Annotated in this window: 13 protein-coding genes; 3 read left to right on the top strand and 10 right to left on the bottom strand. The window is 66.9% G+C overall.

Annotated features, from left to right (window positions below; all coding sequences use genetic code 11):
* Window positions 1–361: 361 nt before the first annotated feature.
* From J2X42_RS00005 to J2X42_RS00030, 6 genes are all read right to left on the bottom strand, one after another.
* On the bottom strand, window positions 362–2,014 hold the full coding sequence (locus J2X42_RS00005; protein ID WP_310160905.1) for a glucoamylase family protein: 1,653 nt from the start codon (window positions 2,012–2,014) through the stop codon (window positions 362–364).
* Window positions 2,011–3,921, bottom strand: a complete 1,911-nt coding sequence (locus tag J2X42_RS00010) for a glycoside hydrolase family 3 N-terminal domain-containing protein (protein WP_310160910.1) — start codon at window positions 3,919–3,921, stop codon at window positions 2,011–2,013. The genes J2X42_RS00005 and J2X42_RS00010 overlap by 4 nt, the downstream gene beginning before the upstream one ends.
* 41 nt (window positions 3,922–3,962) lie before the next feature.
* Window positions 3,963–4,916, bottom strand: coding sequence for a carbohydrate ABC transporter permease (locus tag J2X42_RS00015; protein ID WP_310160911.1), 954 nt, complete (start codon window positions 4,914–4,916; stop codon window positions 3,963–3,965).
* Window positions 4,917–4,923: 7 nt separating this feature from the next.
* Window positions 4,924–5,853, bottom strand: coding sequence for a sugar ABC transporter permease (locus tag J2X42_RS00020; protein ID WP_310162103.1), 930 nt, complete (start codon window positions 5,851–5,853; stop codon window positions 4,924–4,926).
* A gap of 23 nt (window positions 5,854–5,876) precedes the next feature.
* On the bottom strand, window positions 5,877–7,151 hold the full coding sequence (locus tag J2X42_RS00025) for a sugar ABC transporter substrate-binding protein (RefSeq protein WP_310160913.1): 1,275 nt from the start codon (window positions 7,149–7,151) through the stop codon (window positions 5,877–5,879).
* Between the two features lie 338 nt (window positions 7,152–7,489).
* The gene (locus J2X42_RS00030) at window positions 7,490–8,596 is read right to left on the bottom strand and encodes a LacI family DNA-binding transcriptional regulator (RefSeq protein ID WP_310160916.1); all 1,107 of its coding nucleotides are present in this window, start codon (window positions 8,594–8,596) and stop codon (window positions 7,490–7,492) included.
* Window positions 8,597–8,806: 210 nt separating this feature from the next.
* On the opposite strand from J2X42_RS00030, the gene menD reads away from it, so the two are divergent.
* Window positions 8,807–10,570 (top strand): 2-succinyl-5-enolpyruvyl-6-hydroxy-3-cyclohexene-1-carboxylic-acid synthase, encoded by a 1,764-nt coding sequence (menD, locus tag J2X42_RS00035; protein WP_396133992.1) that lies wholly within the window; start codon window positions 8,807–8,809, stop codon window positions 10,568–10,570.
* A gap of 193 nt (window positions 10,571–10,763) precedes the next feature.
* The gene (locus tag J2X42_RS00040; RefSeq protein ID WP_310160919.1) at window positions 10,764–11,738 is read left to right on the top strand and encodes a type IV toxin-antitoxin system AbiEi family antitoxin domain-containing protein; all 975 of its coding nucleotides are present in this window, start codon (window positions 10,764–10,766) and stop codon (window positions 11,736–11,738) included.
* Between the two features lie 83 nt (window positions 11,739–11,821).
* On the opposite strand, the gene J2X42_RS00045 is transcribed toward J2X42_RS00040, so the two are convergent.
* The 4 genes from J2X42_RS00045 to J2X42_RS00060 form a co-directional block, all read right to left on the bottom strand.
* Window positions 11,822–12,625, bottom strand: coding sequence for an amino acid ABC transporter ATP-binding protein (locus J2X42_RS00045; protein WP_310160922.1), 804 nt, complete (start codon window positions 12,623–12,625; stop codon window positions 11,822–11,824).
* A gap of 11 nt (window positions 12,626–12,636) precedes the next feature.
* Complete coding sequence (locus tag J2X42_RS00050) at window positions 12,637–13,428, bottom strand: amino acid ABC transporter permease (RefSeq protein WP_310160924.1); 792 nt, start codon at window positions 13,426–13,428, stop codon at window positions 12,637–12,639.
* Window positions 13,429–13,553: 125 nt separating this feature from the next.
* The gene (locus J2X42_RS00055) at window positions 13,554–14,354 is read right to left on the bottom strand and encodes an ABC transporter substrate-binding protein (protein WP_310160927.1); all 801 of its coding nucleotides are present in this window, start codon (window positions 14,352–14,354) and stop codon (window positions 13,554–13,556) included.
* A 174-nt stretch (window positions 14,355–14,528) separates the two neighbouring features.
* On the bottom strand, window positions 14,529–15,935 hold the full coding sequence (locus J2X42_RS00060; protein ID WP_310160930.1) for an isochorismate synthase: 1,407 nt from the start codon (window positions 15,933–15,935) through the stop codon (window positions 14,529–14,531).
* 107 nt (window positions 15,936–16,042) lie between these two features.
* Here J2X42_RS00060 and J2X42_RS00065 point away from each other — a divergent pair, with 107 nt between their 5' ends.
* Window positions 16,043–16,819, top strand: coding sequence for a demethylmenaquinone methyltransferase (locus J2X42_RS00065; RefSeq protein WP_310160933.1), 777 nt, complete (start codon window positions 16,043–16,045; stop codon window positions 16,817–16,819).
* Window position 16,820 lies beyond the last annotated feature (1 nt).

Genomic DNA, 16,820 nt, shown 5'->3' on the forward strand with positions numbered 1-16,820 from the left:
CGCTGCGACACCCTCTTCGCCATGCTCCGCGATGGCAGCCTCTACCACCCCAAAACACCCCAAACCCCTTGACGAACAACATAGGGACACTCTCACTTCCTGCAGGTTTTTGGCCAACGCTCTCTCACTTGCCGTCCCGCGCGCCGCGGGGAGTGAGAGAGGGTTCGGGTTTAAGCGACAGGTAGTGAGAGAGGGTCCGGAAGGGACGTCCGACGGCGTCACGCCAGGCAGCCTTTCGGCCCGCTGTAGGTGCCGCTGCCGCGCCAAACCGGGCCGCCGCCGTCGTCCGCTCCCCTAAAGCGTGCCCCGCGTGACGCCTGCCGATCCCGCCCGCACCGGACCGGGAAAGGGAGAGAGCCTCCTAGCCGATCAGGCCGGCGCCGAACTCCTCTTCGGCGATGAGCGGCTTGATGACCGCTTCCACCTCGCCCTGGATGAAGTTGCGGCGGATCACGTTGTTGCCGAACACGTTGCCGATGGCGCCCAAAACCATGGCCTGGTCCAGCGAGAGGTACCGCCGGGCCACGGTGCCGGACTTCACGGCCACGGCGTCGAAGAACCCGCCGGCGCCGTACGCGCCGAGGTCGTTCTCGATCTTCACCAGGTTGTCGTACGCCTCGCGGGGCTCGTATTCCATGGCGAGGAACGCCGCGTGCGGAGTCACCACGCCATCACCCCAGGCCGGCGTCGGGTTGCTGGCCGGCCGGCAGCCCTCGAAACCGACGTCGACACTGGTGCGTTCGACGTCGGACGGGTAGCCGTCGCTGCTCATGCCCAGGATGTCCACGCCCCACTCGGAGTACCCGCCGTTGGGGTGGCTGGCGGGGGAGAAGCCCCAGTACCCGTACTTGGCGTCGTCCAGGCCGAACTCGCGCTGCGCCCGGACGGTCAGGGGGTGGTTGATGCCCCAGGCCTTGGGCGCCCAGCTGGATTCGGGCACGAACAGGTCAGGCATCAGCGACTCAAACATGTCCCCGCCCCAGCTCGGCACGATCCGCATGCCGCGGTAGGTGTAGGCGCCTTCGAAGACGTCGATGCCCATATAAGTCCGGTGCCCGCCGATGGGCTTCTGCTCCTGCCAGGACCAGTCGCAGGTGTCTGGGAAGACCCGCATCGTGGCGAAATAGTGCTCCGGCGGAAGCTGGCCCAGGGCGATGCCGATGTACGTGGCGATGCGCGGCTCGGAGTTGGTGATGTCGTAATGGTTCATCGTGTAGAAAACGTCGGGGCCTTTGCCAAGGTAGTTGCCCTGGACCGTCTCCACGGAAGGTTTGACGTCGTAGAACCCGCCGCGCAGCAGGCCGGCGGCCACACCGGGCCGGGCATCCTTGTTGTAGAAGATCCCGAAATCCATCCTGCCGAGGATGGTGTTGGCCAGCCCCGCGACCTTCGGTTCGGCGTTGCGGACCGTCATGAGTGCCGCGGCGAACCAGCCGTTGTCGACGCTGGACATAAACGGAGCGACGGGGTTCCCGTTCTCGGGCCAGATGGTGATGACCTCGCCGGTGGCCTCGTCGTACCAGTTGTAGAGCATGCCGCTGGGCTCGTGGTGCTTGAGCCCGGCCAGCGTGGTGAGGGTGCGGGTCAGCCGCTCCCGGCACTCGCTGGCGCTGATGATGTTCATCTCCCGTGCCACCACGGTGCTCCACATGTAGCCGCCGATGTTGGTGGGCGACGTGAAGCCGCTGCGCTCCGGGGCGGTGGTGGACTCGCCGATGTAGTCGGCCGGCAGGCCGGTCACGGGGTCGGTCATGGCAACCAGGGACTGCCAGGTGTCGCGCGCCCAGCGGTTGATGACCTTCCGGTCTATCCCGTTAACGTTCCGTGCCCGGGACGGCGGCGATCCCAAGCCGGATCCCGCGGACCCGCCGAGCGGGGCGCCGACCGGGGCGGCGAATGCGGGAGTGGCCGTGGCGGCGGCGAAGCCGGTGACAGCGAACGCGGCCGCGCCGGCCAGGAGCTGGCGGCGGGTGGCGGTGGAAATTCCGGGGTTCGGGTGAGGGCGCTGGTTCATGAGGTATGTCCTGACGTGTCCGTTGAAGAGGTGGCCGTTGCCGGCACCGGCAGGCGCAGGCCGTGCCCGTACGGGAAAAGGGGATCGGCGGTGTCGCCGGGGACGTCCGGCCGGGACGCACGGACGGCATCCATCGACCGCGGGATCTCGAACGGCAGACGCCCTTCAGGCCCGACCCGGCCAAAGAGGGCGTCCAGGAGAGCCGTGTCCGAGACCCCGAACGTCCCCACCAGGGCAGTGGCAAAACCGGTCAGGGGTGTGAGGATCGCGGGCCGGTCCAGCCGCACGTCAATGACCAGCGGAACCTTCTCCGCCAGGGCCCTGAGGCGCGCGATCAGCCCCGGCGGAAAGTCCAGGCTCCCGGCATGGAAGTGTTCCTCCAGGAACAGGTCGTTACGGTGGTCCCACGGCGAATGCAGCCGGATAAGGGCAACATCGGCATCGGCCGGGTCCTGCACAACGGTTCCGTAACCGTCGAGGCTGAGCGGATCCATGCCTTCCAGGTAGACGGCAGGTGAGCCGGACAGCGGAAGCACGGGCCCGACGTCGGACGTTCCGTTGGTGAGCACCGTGACGGACTGCGACTGGGCGCGGTGTCCCTCGCGCCGGAATTCGGCGTTCCCAACCACGGACGCCGCGGCGTCCTCATCCACGAACGGGTTGTCGAATAGGCCCAGCTGGAACTTGACCAGGAGCAGCCGCCGGGCGGACTCGTCCAAACGCGACTCGCTGACCAGGCCGTCGCGGACCAGCCCGATGAGCAGTTCGGTGCATTCCTCGCCGCCGAACTGGTCCACGCCGGCGTTGAGGATCTTCAGCATGCGTTCGGGCGCGGTGAGCTCTTCAACGCCCCACGCCCGCGCCGGCAGCACCTGGTCGCCCACGATGTTGTCGTTGACCAGTTCCCAGTCGCTGAGGACCACGCCGTCGTAGTTGAGCTTGTCGCGCAGCAGGTTGGTGATGATCTGCCGGTTGTAGCCGAAGCCGACCTCCTCAACGGGTTCGCCGTCGAGTTCCACGCCCACCGGCATTCCGTAGTAGGGCATGATGGCGCTCGTCTTCTCGGCGATGGCCGCCCGGAACGGGGCCAGGTGCTCGTCGAACCGGCCGCCGGGGTAGACCTGTTCGCGGCCGTACGGGAAGTGCGCGTCCTCGCCGTCAGCCTGCGGACCGCCCCCGGGGAAATGCTTGGTGGTGCAGGCCACGCTGTCCGGCCCCAGCTCCGCGCCCTGGAACCCCTGAAGGTATTCCACCACGTAGGCCGCGCTGGCCTCCGAGTCCTGGCCGAACGTCCCGGCCTGCCGGCACCACCGCGGTTCGGTGGCCAGGTCAACGGTGGGGTGCAGCGCCGCGCGGATCCCGACGGCGGTGTATTCCTGCCGCGCGATCTCGGCGAAGCGGCGGACCAGTTCGCCGCTGCCCACCGCCGCGAGGCCGATCGGCTCGGGCCACTGCGAAAAGTGGGCGGCCGTGAACGAGACGCCGGAGTTTTCGATGAACGCATGGCGCGGGTCCGTGGAGATGGTCACGGGAATCCCGTGCGGGGTCTGTGCCGCAAGCTCCTGCAGGGCGTTGCTCCAGCGGGCGGCCTCCCGGGCGGTGCCGAGCGCATGGACGTTGAAGTGGTTCATGAACTTGGCGCGGATCACCGTGCTGGTGGGCGACTTGCTGATGTTGCCCGGGGTCTCGAGGAGGGTGCCGTCCGGGCCGGTTTCGATGACCGTGTGGAACATCAGCCCGGCTTTTTCCTCGAGGCTGAGGCGGGCCACCAGGTCGGCGGCGCGTTCGTGCGGGCTGAGGTCCGGGTCTTCGAAGGGATCCATGATCCCGTTGCCGTTGAGGTCCCGGAACGCTTTTCCGTCAGCGACGGACGTCCCGGGGCGTGCGTGATTCTGGGCGTGTGTCATGGGGGCTCTCTTGGGGAGAAGGGACGGGGGAGCGGCCGCGGCTACTTGATGCCGGTGGCCGCGACGCCCTGGATGAAGTAGCGCTGGAGCGCCACGAAGAGCAGAAGGATCGGCGCGATCACCAGCACCGAACCGGCCAGGAGCAGGCCGTAGTCCGTGGCGTTCTGGCCCGTCGAGTAGAGGGACAGGGCCACCGGGAGGGTGTACATTTCCTCGGTCTGTGCCACTACCAGCGGCCACAGGAAGTTGTTCCAGGACCCGAGGAAGGTCAGGATGCCGAGGGTGGCCAGCGGCGGTCCGCACAGCGGCATCACAATCCGCAGGAAGGTCCGCAGCTCGCCGGCGCCGTCGATCCGGGCGGCCTCAATGAGCGAATCCGGAATGCCGGCGATGAACTGCCGCATCAGGAACACCCCCATCGGCGCCGCGAGGAACGGCAGGATCAGGGCCGGGTAGGTGCTGACCATTCCCAGCTTGCTGATCAGGACGAACAGCGGCACAAACGTCACCACGCCCGGGACCATCAGCATGACCATCACCAGCAGGAACAGGAAGCGCTTGCCCGGGAAATCCATCTTGGCCAGGGCATAGCCCACCATCGAGCAGAACAGGAGGTTGCCGAGCACCGTGAAGACGGCCACCACAGCGCTGTTCAGGTAGAACGTGCCGATGTTCAGTTCCGTGAACCAGACCACGAAGTTCTCCAGCGTGGGCTGTTCGGGCCACCAGGTGATGGGCCGGCGGAGCAGCTCACCCTGGGTCTTGAACGCGCCGAGCAGCATCCAGACAAAGGGCAGGAGGGTCGCGGTGACGGCGACGGTGAGGACGCCGTAGATCAGTGCCCGGCGCGCGGGCAACCGGCGGGTACGACGGCGGCGGGCCGGGACGGGCGGTGATGCCGGCACCCGGGTGCCTCCCGCCGTCGTCCGTTCTGCCTTTTTGCGTTCCGTCAGCACCTTTTCCGTGGGGGTGGGTGCGGTTTCCGGGATCGTCATGTGGGCCTCAGTCCTTGGATCGCAGGGCACGGAATTGGATGAGGCTCAACAGCGCGATGGCTATGAAAAGCACATAGCTGGCGGCCGACGCGAGCCCGTATTTGCCGAACCCGAACTGGTTGAAGGTGAAGTAGCTGACCGACAGGGTGGAGTCCAGCGGGCCGCCCTTGGTCATCACAAACGGCTCCTCGAAGACCTGGAGGAACCCTACGGACAGCAGGACCGTGCCCAGGAGGAGGGTGGGGCGCAGCATCGGGAGCGTGATCTTCATGAAACGCTGCCAGGCGCTCGCACCATCAACCTCGGCCGCTTCCAGGATGTCCGACGGGACGCCCTGCAGGCCGGCCAGGAAGATGATCATCAGCGTGCCCAAGTTGCGCCACACGGCCATCAGGATCAGCGACGGCATGGACCAGGCGGTGCTGTTGAGCCAGTCCGGTCCCGCGATGCCCACCCAGCTGAGGATGATGTTCAGCAGGCCGTCGGGCTGGAGGATGAACCGCCACACCACGGCCACGGCGATGATGCTGGTGACCACGGGGGTATAGAAGCCAACGCGGAAGGCCGTGCGGAAGCGGGTGATGCCGTTGTTCAGGGCCACCGCGAGGGCGAGGGCCAGGACCATGGTGAGGGGGATGCCGGCCAGCACGAAGTAGGCCGTGTTCAGGATGGAATGCAGGAACTGCGGATTTTTGAACAGGGCAATGTACTGGTCAAGCCCCACGAATCCCACGGCCAGCGGGTTGCTGATGTCGCGGCTGGTGAAATCCGTGAAGGACATCAGGAACGATGACACCAGCGGGCCCAGCATAAAGATGCCGAAGATGAGGACGAATGGCGCTGCGAACAGCCACGCCGTGATGGCGTTGCGGCGGCGGCGCGAGCCTCCGGGCCTGGCCGGAGGCCTGCCGGCACCCCGTGAGGTGCCGGCAGGCATCGTGTTGGTGGTGGCAGCCACTGTTACTTCCCGGTGCCGATCGAATCTGCGGTCTGCTGCAGCGACTTCAGGGCCTCGGCGGGATCCTTGCCGGCCTTGACGATCTGCTCGATTTCGCTGTCAGCGGCTGCGGCAACCTGGGTCCAGGTGGTAACGGCAGGCGGGTTGTTCGTGGACTTGAGCTGGTCTCCGAAGACGGAGAGCTTGCTGTCCGAGGCAAGGGACGGGTCCTTCCAGGCGCTCTGCTGGGACGGCAGGTCACCGGTGGCCTCGTACCACTTGAGCTGGACCTCCGGCTTGGACAGCCACTGGAGGAGCTTCCACGACGAATCACGGTTCTCGGACTTCTTGAAGACCACCATGTTCGACCCGCCGACGAAGGACGTTGAGGTCTTCTCCTTCGGCATCGGGGCAACCTTGTACTTGTCCTCGAAGCCCTCGCCGCCGGCTTTGTTCAGCAGACCGACGTGCCACGGGCCGCTGATCATCATCGGGGCGGAACCGTCCACGAAGGATGCCTCGGCAGTGGTGCCGGTGGACACGGCCTTGGATGCGAGCCCGTCAGCGAAGAAACTGGAGAAGTACTTCAGCGCCTCTACCGATTCCGGGGTGTCGAGGGTCCACTTGGTGCCGTCGTCGTTCATCAGCTTCGCGCCGTTGGACCACTGGAAGGGGAGGGTGTCCAGATAGGAGCCGGCGACGCCGGCGGGCAGCTGGACTCCGTATTTTGCCCCGGCCTTCTCCTGGAGGCCCTTGGCCAGGGCTTTGAAGTCGTCCCAGGTTTCTGGTGCCTTGGTGATGCCGGCCTTTTCCGCCAGGTCGCTGCGGTAGTAGACCACGCGGGTGTCGACATACCAGGGCACGCCGTAGGTGGTTCCTTCAACCTCGGTGGACTTCACAGATCCGGGGAAGAAGTCTCCGGACTGGATTTCCTTCGGTGTGGCATCGAAGGAGTCGGCGAAGTCGCCCATCCAGGTGGTGCCCATCTGGGCCACATCCGGGGTGGTGCCGCCGGCGATGGCGGTCTGATACTTGCTCAGGGCGGCGTCCCAGGGGATGGCCGTGACGTTGACTTGGACGCCGGGGTTCTCGGCTTCGAATTCCTTCAGCAGCGCGGGAAGCGCCTCGCCTTCGGCGCCCTGCGCCCACAGGGTGATGGTGCCCGACGCCGGCCCGGAGGCGATGGCTTTGGCCGGAGCCGCATCGGTGGTTCCGGAGGAGTCACGCCCGCAGGCTGTGAGCAGCAGTGCGGCTGCGATGCCGACGGCGGCTGCCTTCTTGGCGTTCGGATGGATCATCGTTGTTCCTTTCGTGGTTCCGCGGGCCGGCAGGTGGCACGGCGCGGAGGGGGCAGGAGCGGTGGAGCCATCCCGCCAGGAAATATCTAAGCGCTTTGATTCATTACGTAAGATCAATCTAAGCGCATTGAATGTGATTTTGGCAACAGCTGCCGCAAACTTTCCTGATCCTTTGGCGCGAACGTACAGTTGGGGCCCTGCCTGCTGGGGCACGCGAAACTGGCGCGAACGTACACTTGGGGCCCTCGTCCCCGCGCCGGCCCGCAAGTGCCCGCGCCGCCGTCGTGCGTCACCGCCGTACCCTTGCCCCTGGACTCCGGCGCGCGACGCTCCTGTGCCTAGGCCGGCGAGCAGCCGCAGCTTTCGCGCAGCACCACGCTGACGGGGAGGCGGAGCTCCACCGGGGGCTTGTCCGGGTGGTCCAGTCGGTCCAGGAGCAGCTCCACCATAATCCGCCCCATGCGTTCCATGGGCTGGCGGACTGTGGTCAGCGACGGCCGGATGACCCGTCCCGCGGCGATGCCGTCAAACCCGGTGACGGCCACCTGCTTCGGCACGTCAATGCCGGCCTCGGCCAGCACATCCATGACCACGAGTGCGTCCTGGTCGGTGGCGCACACAAAGGCCTGTGGCAGGGTGCCCTGCTGGCAGATGGCCCGGACGATTTCCGCAACCGCGGGCTCGCTGCCTGCCGGATACCGGGGCTCGTGGAGGGCCGCGCCGGCGTCCTTGAGGACACTTTGGAAGGCTTCGAGCCGTTCATCGTTGTCGGATGACTGCCCGGCGCCGATGAACAGCAGATCGGTCAGTCCGTGCACCCTGATCAGGTGCTCGGTGATCGCCCGCGCACCCGAAGCATTGTCGACGGTCACGTGGTCCACGCTGCGGTTGCGCTGGCTTTCGGAAACCTCCACCACGGGGATGCGGCGGGCTATGCGGGCCAGGGCTTCGACCGGAACGGAGCGCGGGAACACGGCCAGGCCGTCAACCCGCCCGGCAATATCGGACAGCACTGCCTCGTTGTTCGCCGGGTTGCCGCCGCCAACCAGCAGTGCCTGCCCCCGGCGCCAGCACTCCAGCTCAACACCGCGCTGGACCTCGTCCACGTACAGGGGGAACAGCCGGAGGTTCCCGTCCTCGCGGTCACCGGGTGCGTCCACGTCCTGCGACAGGTCGCCGGATCCGCCCGGTCCGCCCGGACCGCCCGGTCCGCCCGAAGGGTCCAGCAGGTAGTCGTAGGCAAACAGGCCCAAAGCCCCGGTCCGGCCCCGCGCCAGGCCCCGGGCGCTCGCGCTGGGCACGTAACCAAGCTCCTCGGCGGCCGCCAAAACCAGTTCGCGGGTCGACGCCTTGACTTTTTCAGGCTGCCGGAACGTGAACGAGACGGTTGCTATGGAGACGCCGGCGCGTTCGGCGACGTGGTAAACAGTGGGACCCTTGGCCATGTGAATACTCCTTCTGGTCCGAGTCTATGCGCTTAGTACGGGCTCGGGGGAGTTCCGGCCCGGCTCACCTTCCAGGACGCTCTCTCACTTCCTGCAGGTTTTGGGCCAACGCTCTCTCACCTGCCGGCCCGCGCGGGGCGCCGAGTGAGAGAGCGTTCGGTTTTAAGCGACAGGAAGTGGGAGAGGGTTTCAGGGTGGCAGACTGGTTTGGTGACTTCGCCGAACGACTCCGCCTTCCGTCCCGCTTCCGACGACGGCGCCTCCCCACCCCCGGCCGCGCCCGACCTGACCTCACTCGAGGCGGCCCGGATCGCCGTCGGCGCCCTGATCGACGGCGGCGTCGAGTACGTGGTGGTGTCGCCGGGGTCCCGCTCGGCGCCGATGGCCTATGCGCTGGCCGAGGCGTCAGCTGCCGGGCGGGTCGACCTGCTGGTCCGGATCGACGAACGTTCCGCAGGATTCACGGCGCTGGGCCTGGCTCTGTCCACCGGCTCCCCGGCGGCTGTCCTCACCACGTCGGGCACCGCCGTCGGGAACCTCATGCCCGCCGTGATGGAGGCCAACCACGCCGCCGTCCCCCTCGTGGTGCTGTCGGCCGACCGGCCCGAGGAACTGCGCGGCACCGGCGCCAACCAGACCACAATCCAGCTGGACCTCTTCGGCGAGCACGTCAGGTTCGCCGCCGACATCGATGCCGGCACCAGCCCGCTGCGCGCAGTCGAGACGGCGCTGGCCGCCGCCACCGGCGCGTTCTCCGACCTCGCACCCGGGCCCGTTCAGCTGAACCTTGCATTCCGCGATCCGCTGGTGCCCGCACCGGGCGAGAAGCTCCCGACGGAAGCTGCGCGCCCGAAATTCCGCATCGGCACCGACCCGCTCACCATGAACCTGCCGCCCGCGTCCGCGGACCTGGCGGAGCGGCGCACCGTGGTGCTGGCAGGGCACGACGCCGGTCCCGTCGCCGAAGCCTTCGCCCGCGCGCACGGCCTGCCGCTGCTGGCCGAGCCGTCGTCCAACGCCCGGTTCGGGCCGAACGCGGTGGGGCCGTACCGGCTGCTGCTCACGCATTTCGGACCGGAATCCGCGCAGCCGATCGAACGGGTGGTGCTCTTCGGCAGGCCCACGCTGTCCCGTCCGGTGGCGTCCCTGCTGGCGCGTGCGGACGTGCCGTCGGTGCTGTACCAGCCGGTTCCCGTGGCCTGGTACGAGCCCGGCCGGCGCACCGAGCTGCCGCTGGAAAGCCTGGCCGACCTCGCCGATTTCGCCGGCCGCGGCCCGTCCGCCTGGCTGGATGCCTGGCTGCTTGCCGGGTCCGCGGCGCAGCATGCCCTGGACCAGGTCCTGGCCGGGGAGACCGCCGCCACCGGGCCGTCCGTGGGCGCGCAGGTGTGGAACCACTCGCGCGGCCAGCTCGTGCTCGGGTCCTCAAACGGCATCCGCGACGTCGACCTCGCCGGCCTGCCCGCCGCCGAACCTGCCGCCACGGTCTACGCCAGCCGCGGCCTCTCCGGGATTGACGGCACCACCTCCACCGCCACCGGAATCGCCCTCGGCGGCCGGCAGGAAACCACCCTCCTCCTTGGCGACGTCACGTTCCTCCACGACGCCGGCGGCCTCTTCCTTGGCTCCGGGGAGGTTTCGCCGGACCTCCGGATCGTGGTGCTGAACGACTCCGGCGGCGCCATCTTCGACCTGCTCGAGCACGGGGCCGTCCGCGAATCGGGAACCTACGGAGACGCCGTCGAACGCCTCTTCAGCACCCCGCACACAGTGGATCTCGCGGCACTCGCCGCAGCGTACGGCGTCGGGCACTGTTCGGTAAGTACGACGGCGGCACTCGCTGAAGCGCTTGCCCGGCCGATCGAGGGCCGCAGCATCGTCGAGGTCCGGACTGACCGGCACAGCCTCCGCGCCCTCCACGCCCGCATCAAGGCAGCAGTGGCCGCGGCGGTCGCGGGAGTCCTGGCTCGCTGACGACGCGGCGCCGGCTGCGTGACGCGCTTCTCCCTTTTCGACGCGGATATTTCCGGACGCGGCCTGTATTCCGGGCGCGCCGGAAATCATGCGGGTCGCGGGGGAATATGCGCGTCAGCAGCCGTGTCTGTAGTTGTCCACATGGCGCCATCTGCATCTGTCGGGACGTGGCGAGGACTGGCATCTTCGGTACATGACCGACCTGCCGCCGCTTTTATTGGCCCGTGACCGCATCCAGCACGGGCTGACCCCGAAGGATCTTGCCAGGCGGGTGAAGGCTGGCGCCCTCGTCAGGATCCGGCACGGCGTCTATACGGACGGGCCCGCCTGGAAGACGTTGAAGCCCTGGGAACAGTACAGACTCACTGTCAGCGCGGCCGCAGAAACTTTCGAGAGCCCCACTGTGTTCGCCCGCCACTCCGCGGCCAGTGTCTGGGGCATTCCCACCATTGGCCTGCATCACCCGGTTCAGGCACTGGCTCTGAAGAACGACGGCGGCAGGTCCCGTGCCGGAGTTGTCCGCCACTTCGCTGATCCCGCGGGACTCACGGTGGTCCGGAGGGAGGGCCTGCTGGTCACCTGCCGCATCCGCACGGTCCTGGATCTTGCGGCGTTCACGCCGTTCGCGGAGGCGGCTGCGCCGCTGGACCACGTGCTCAAACCGGACCGGACCCAGAGACTGCCTGCCCTGACCAAGGATGAGTTGGTGGCGGGCATCGGCACGAAGTACTCAGCGGCGGCTGGGCGGAGAATACTCGCCGCAATCGCCTTCGCTGATCCGCTGTCCGGTTCGGCAGGGGAATCGTGCAGCCGCGCGCTGATCCATATTGCCGGCTTCGAACCTCCCATCCTGCAGCACGCAATCTACAACAGTGACGGCCTGGTGGGCTACACGGACTTCTGCTGGAAGCAGGCCAAGGTGGTTGGCGAGTTTGATGGGGTCGAGAAGTACGTTAAACCCGAATTCCTCAAGGGGCGGACGGCATCGCAGGCGGTGGTGGACGAAAAGAACCGCGAGAACCGGATCCGGGCCACGGGCTTGAACGTGGTGCGGTGGGACTGGGCAGATCTGATGGAGCCCGGGAAGCTGGAACGCATGCTGGCAGCAGCCGGCGTGCCCCGCCGTCGTACGCGTTCCGCGGATCTCGACGCGCGGGTTACCCGGTGACGCGCAAATTCCCTGGCGCGACCGGCATACAGGTAGCGCCAGGGAATACGCGAGTCGATTTCGAATCAGCGCGTCGAGGGAGCCTATTCCTCGATCTCGATGTGCGTCGGATCCAGGACGCGGCGCAGGAACTCCTTGGTGCGGGACTGCGTGGGGGCGGAGATGACCTGTTCGGCCACGCCCTCTTCCACCACCACGCCGCCGTCCATGAACACCACGCGGTCGGCGACTTCGCGGGCGAAGCCCATCTCATGGGTCACCACCAGCATGGTCATGCCCTCCTTGGCCAGGTTCCGCATGACCGAAAGGACGTCGCCCACGGTCTCGGGGTCCAGCGCGGAGGTGGGCTCGTCGAAGAGCATCAGTTCGGGGTTCATGCTCAACGCCCTGGCAATGGCAACGCGCTGCTGCTGGCCGCCGGAAAGCTGGTCAGGGAAACGGTCGGACAGGTGTCCCAGCCCCACGCGCTCCAGGTTGTGCTGGGCTACCTCGTCCGCCTCGGCCTGGGACCGCTTGAGGACCTTGGTCTGGGCGATGGTGCAGTTCCGCTTGGCATCCAGGTGCGGGAAAAGGTTGAACTGCTGGAACACCATGCCCACTTTGCGGCGCATCTTGTCGATGTCCACGTCGGGGTCGGTGGCTTCGAAGCCGCCCACCTGGATGGCGCCTTCGTTGGGCTGCTCCAGCAGGTTGACGCAGCGCAGCAGGGTGGACTTGCCGGAGCCAGAGGGGCCGATCAGGCACACCACTTCGCCCGGCTTGACGTCCAGGCTGATGCCCTTGAGGACCTCGTTGGTGCCGTAGGACTTGCGCAGGTCCTTGATGGAGACACCTGCCGCGTTGACGGTGCCGGGGTTGCCGGCGGTGGAATTTACGACGTCGTTCATGGCTTCCCTGCCTATCGCTTGGTCCGCGCGGAGCGGCTTTCGAACTTCCGGGCCAGGAGGCTCAGCGGGATGGTGATGACCAGGTAGAAAGCACCGGCGACCAGGAGCGGGGTAAGGCCGGCTCCCAGGCTGGAGATGCCGTCGCGGCCGAACTTGGTCAGCTCGTACTGCGACGCGGTGAGGCCCAGGACGTAGATCAGCGAGGAGTCCTTGGTGAGCAGGATGACCTCGTTGGTCAGCGGCGGCAGCACGATCTTGAACGCCTGCGGGATGACGATGGAGACCATGGCCCGCCACTGCGGCATGCCCAGCGAGCGTGCGGCCTCCAGCTGTCCCTTGGGCACAGCCTGCAGGCCGGCGCGGAGGGTTTCGGCGATATATGCCGAGGCGACCATACCCAGCGAAACCATCACCACGATGGTCACGTTCCAGGAGACGCCGAAGGCCAGGGGTACGCCGTAGCCGAAGGCGATGAACACCAGCAGCGCCGGGATGCCGCGGAAGAACTCGATGTAGCCCGTGGCGATCCAGCGGTAGAGCGGGAAGCTGGAGAGCTTCATCAGGGCCAGCAGCAAGCCGCCGGACAGGCCCACGACGAAGCCCAGGAACGTGTAGATCAGGGTGTTTTTCAGGCCCACCAGGAAGATGTCCGGGAACATCGGGCCGATCTTGCCGAAGTTGAAGACACTGTTGCCAATGGTCTTCCAGTCCGTGGCCAGGGCCAGTGCGGCAACGGCCACAATGAAGATGCCGATCTGGACATACAGGCTCACTCTGGCCCGTTGACGTGCGGTCATTGCCATGGGGTGCTCACATTCGTAGTGCGTGGCTGGGGCCCCGGACCTACTGCGGTACAGCGTGTCCGGGGCCCCGGCGGCGTGGTTCTCAGGGCGGCGAAGGCCTCAGTTGCCCGGGGCCAAAGCGCTGGCTACTTGGCGACCTCGCCGAACCAGGTGGTCTCGAACTTCTTGAGGGTTCCGTCGTCGGTCAGGCGCTTGAGCGTTCCGTTGACCTTTTCGGCCATGGCGGTGTTGCCCTTCTTGATGGAGATGCCCAGCTGCTCACCGGTGGCGAACTTCTCAACAGCCTTGAACTTGGGGGCGTCCTTGATGGCGTAGCCCAGGACGGACTGGTTGCCCAGGGCCGCGTCGATGGTGCCGGCCTGCAGGGCCTGGACCAGGAGGCCCGTGTCCTCGAACTGCTGGGCGTCGAGGCCCTTCTCTGCTGCGTAGTCGGCGCCGGTGGTGGCCTGCTGGACGCCAACCTTCTTGCCCTTGGCGTCGTCCAGGGTCTTGATGCCGGAGTCCGAGCTGGCCACGAGTGCCAGGTCGTCGTCCAGGTACGGGGTGGAGAAGTCCATGACGGACTTGCGGGTGTCCGTGATGGAGATCGAGGAGATGGAGACGTCGCACTGGGTGAGTGCGGTGCCGGTCTCGATCGCTTCGAAGGAGCTGTCCACAACACTCAGTTCGGCTTTGAGGTCCTTGGCGACCTCCGCGGCGATGTCCATGTCGAAACCGACGGTCTTGCCGTCCTTCTGGAATTCGAACGGCTCGTAGGGGACGTCGGAGCAGACCGTGAGCTTGCCGGCGTTGATGAGCTGGATGCCGCCTTCGGACGCTGCGGGGGTGGAGCTGCCGCCGCAGGCCGTGAGGGTGAGGGCGCCGGCGGCGAGGATTGCTGCTGCCTTGGCGGTCATTTTGGCCGTGGCCAGGGACTTGAGCTGCATAATTCTTACCTTTTGTTGCAGGGGTATGCGGTACTAAATCGGTTCATAGTGTAGCGCCGAACAAGAGATGTGCATCACAGGAAACTTAGTTTCACTATTGGATAACTAAACTACCGCTGATTTCAAGCCTAGGCGAGGGGTAGGTGTCTGCGATTCCGGACACTCCGCCGGAAGCTAGCTGCTGATGCCCAGCGACTCGAGCATCGGCCGGAACTTCGCCCACGTCTCCGCGAGCTCGGCCTCGGGCTGGGAACCGTCGACTATGCCGCAGCCGGCATACAGGCGCACAGTATCCGGCGACTCGATCACGGCGCCCCGCAGCGCGATGCCCCACTCGCCGTTGCCGGCCGCATCCAGCCACCCCACCGGCCCGGCATAGGGCCCGCGGTCCAGGTGTTCAAGCTTGCGGATCAGCGCACCCGCCACCAGCGTGGGCGTGCCGCAGACGGCGGCCGTCGGGTGCAGCGCGTTGATCAGGGCCAGGCACGTGGGGACGTGGCCCTCCACCTCGGCCAGTTCAGCCTTCACATCCGACGCCAGGTGCCACACGTTGGGCAGTTCCAGGATGAACGGCTCGTCGTGTGCGTTCATCGCCTCGGAGAACGGCGCCAGCTGCGACGTCAGCGACTGGATCGCGATCTCGTGCTCGTGCCGCTGTTTCTCGGATCCGGCCAGCACGCGCTCCGCGTAATCCATCGGAATCCCCGCCTCGCCGTGCGCGTCACGCCGGTCCAGCGTCCCGGCCAGCACCCGTGCCTGGGCGGTGCGGCCCTCCACCTGGATCAGCATCTCCGGCGTGGCCCCCACCAGCCCGTCCACGCCGTACGTCCAGCATTCGCGGTACCGGGCCGACAGTTCGCGCAGCACCCGGGCGGCATTTACTCCGGTGGGTACCGTGGCCACGATGTCGCGCGCCAGCACAAGCTTCTCCAGCGCCCCGGTCCGGATTTCCTCCACCCCGGCGGCGACGGCGGCCATCCAGTCCTCTTCGCTCAGGGACCCGGTGTGCAGCGTCGCACCGGCGGCCAAAGGCAAAGGACGTACGACGGCGTGACCCGCCTCCGCGGTACCGGCAGGGGAGGTGCCGTCCCCGGCTGAGGTACCTGCCGGCGTCGGGCCGCCCCCCAACGTGCCCTCGGCACCCGTACTGCCGCTGCTCAGCCAGCGTTCCAGGGCGGCGAGGGCGCCCGCTTCGCTGAGCGCGCCGTCGTCGAACGTTAACTGGGTGACCCAGTAGCGGCCGTCCCGGACACCCACCACGATCTCCGGCACGATCAGCCGTGACTCATGGGCGGATTTTTTGGAGAACGCGAACGAGCCGAAAGCCACCGGGCCGGTGCCGGGCAGTTCCACGGAATCCGTGATCTCGGCTTCCAGGACCAGGTGGCGCCACCAGATGTCGGCTTCCAGGAAGCGCTCGGGACCCGTGGCCGTGAACCGGGCGATCTCGCCGAACCCCACCAGTCCGGCCTCGCGGCGGGTCCAGCAGAGGACATCGTCCCGGACCAGAAACTGAGGCAGCCCCCCGGGAGATGCTTTTCCATCCAGGGGGACTGTCAAGGTGCGGAACGTGCTCGTCATGATGAGATAACAGTACTCCCGGGCGCAGGGAGTCCCCGTAACTGGCCCCCGGCGCCGGAAACCGCCCGTGGTTAGGGGGCCTGCTGAACATTTGAGACAATGGCTGAGTGAACCGAGTATCCTTGGATAAGCGTCCGGACGAAGTAGCCACGATGTTTGACGACGTCGCACCTAAATACGACGTCGTCAACGATGTCCTCTCCATGGGGCAGACCCGCCGCTGGCGCAAGGTTGTGGTGGAAGCCATGGAAGTCACCAAGGGCCAGCGGGTGCTCGACCTGGCCGCCGGAACCGGCACTTCCAGCGAGCCATATGCTGATGCGGGCATAGATGTAGTGGCCTGTGATTTCTCGCTCGGAATGCTGAAAGTGGGCAAGCGCCGCCGCCCCGACATCAACTTCGTTGCCGGTGACGCCACCAACCTGCCGTTCGCGGACAACTCCTTTGACGCCAGCACCATCTCGTTCGGCCTGCGCAACGTCAACGAGCCCAAGAAGGCCCTGGCCGAGATGCTCCGCGTCACGAAGCCCGGCGGCAAGCTGGTCATCGCCGAGTTCTCCCAGCCCGTGGTCCCGCTCTGGCGCACGATGTACACCGAATACCTCATGCGGGCCCTTCCGGCCATCGCCGTGAAGGTAGCCTCCAACCCGGACGCCTACGTTTACCTCGCCGAGTCCATCCGCGCCTGGCCGGACCAGGACCACCTGGCCGCCTGGCTGCAGGACTCCGGCTGGGAAAAGGTCACCTACCGCAACCTCACCGGCGGGATCGTGGCCGTCCACCGCGCCACCAAACCGGCGGACTCAAGCCCCGACGGCGGTGCGGCCGCCATCGCCGCGAACAAAGGCCCCGTGGCCAAGCTTCGCCGCAACATCGTCCGCTGAA

The sequence above is a fragment of the Arthrobacter sp. BE255 genome (genome assembly GCF_031457335.1).
Taxonomy (GTDB): domain Bacteria; phylum Actinomycetota; class Actinomycetes; order Actinomycetales; family Micrococcaceae; genus Arthrobacter.

Excerpts from the sequence above, each read along its gene's own strand:
- J2X42_RS00005 (WP_310160905.1), bottom strand. The coding sequence starts at position 2,014 with ATGAACCAGCGCCCTCACCCGAACCCCGGAATTTCCACCGCCACCCGC.
- J2X42_RS00010 (WP_310160910.1), bottom strand. The coding sequence starts at position 3,921 with ATGACACACGCCCAGAATCACGCACGCCCCGGGACGTCCGTCGCTGAC.
- J2X42_RS00015 (WP_310160911.1), bottom strand. The coding sequence starts at position 4,916 with ATGACGATCCCGGAAACCGCACCCACCCCCACGGAAAAGGTGCTGACG.
- J2X42_RS00020 (WP_310162103.1), bottom strand. The coding sequence starts at position 5,853 with ATGCCTGCCGGCACCTCACGGGGTGCCGGCAGGCCTCCGGCCAGGCCC.
- J2X42_RS00025 (WP_310160913.1), bottom strand. The coding sequence starts at position 7,151 with ATGATCCATCCGAACGCCAAGAAGGCAGCCGCCGTCGGCATCGCAGCC.
- J2X42_RS00030 (WP_310160916.1), bottom strand. The coding sequence starts at position 8,596 with ATGGCCAAGGGTCCCACTGTTTACCACGTCGCCGAACGCGCCGGCGTC.
- J2X42_RS00040 (WP_310160919.1), top strand. The coding sequence starts at position 10,764 with ATGACCGACCTGCCGCCGCTTTTATTGGCCCGTGACCGCATCCAGCAC.
- J2X42_RS00045 (WP_310160922.1), bottom strand. The coding sequence starts at position 12,625 with ATGAACGACGTCGTAAATTCCACCGCCGGCAACCCCGGCACCGTCAAC.
- J2X42_RS00050 (WP_310160924.1), bottom strand. The coding sequence starts at position 13,428 with ATGGCAATGACCGCACGTCAACGGGCCAGAGTGAGCCTGTATGTCCAG.
- J2X42_RS00055 (WP_310160927.1), bottom strand. The coding sequence starts at position 14,354 with ATGCAGCTCAAGTCCCTGGCCACGGCCAAAATGACCGCCAAGGCAGCA.
- J2X42_RS00060 (WP_310160930.1), bottom strand. The coding sequence starts at position 15,935 with ATGACGAGCACGTTCCGCACCTTGACAGTCCCCCTGGATGGAAAAGCA.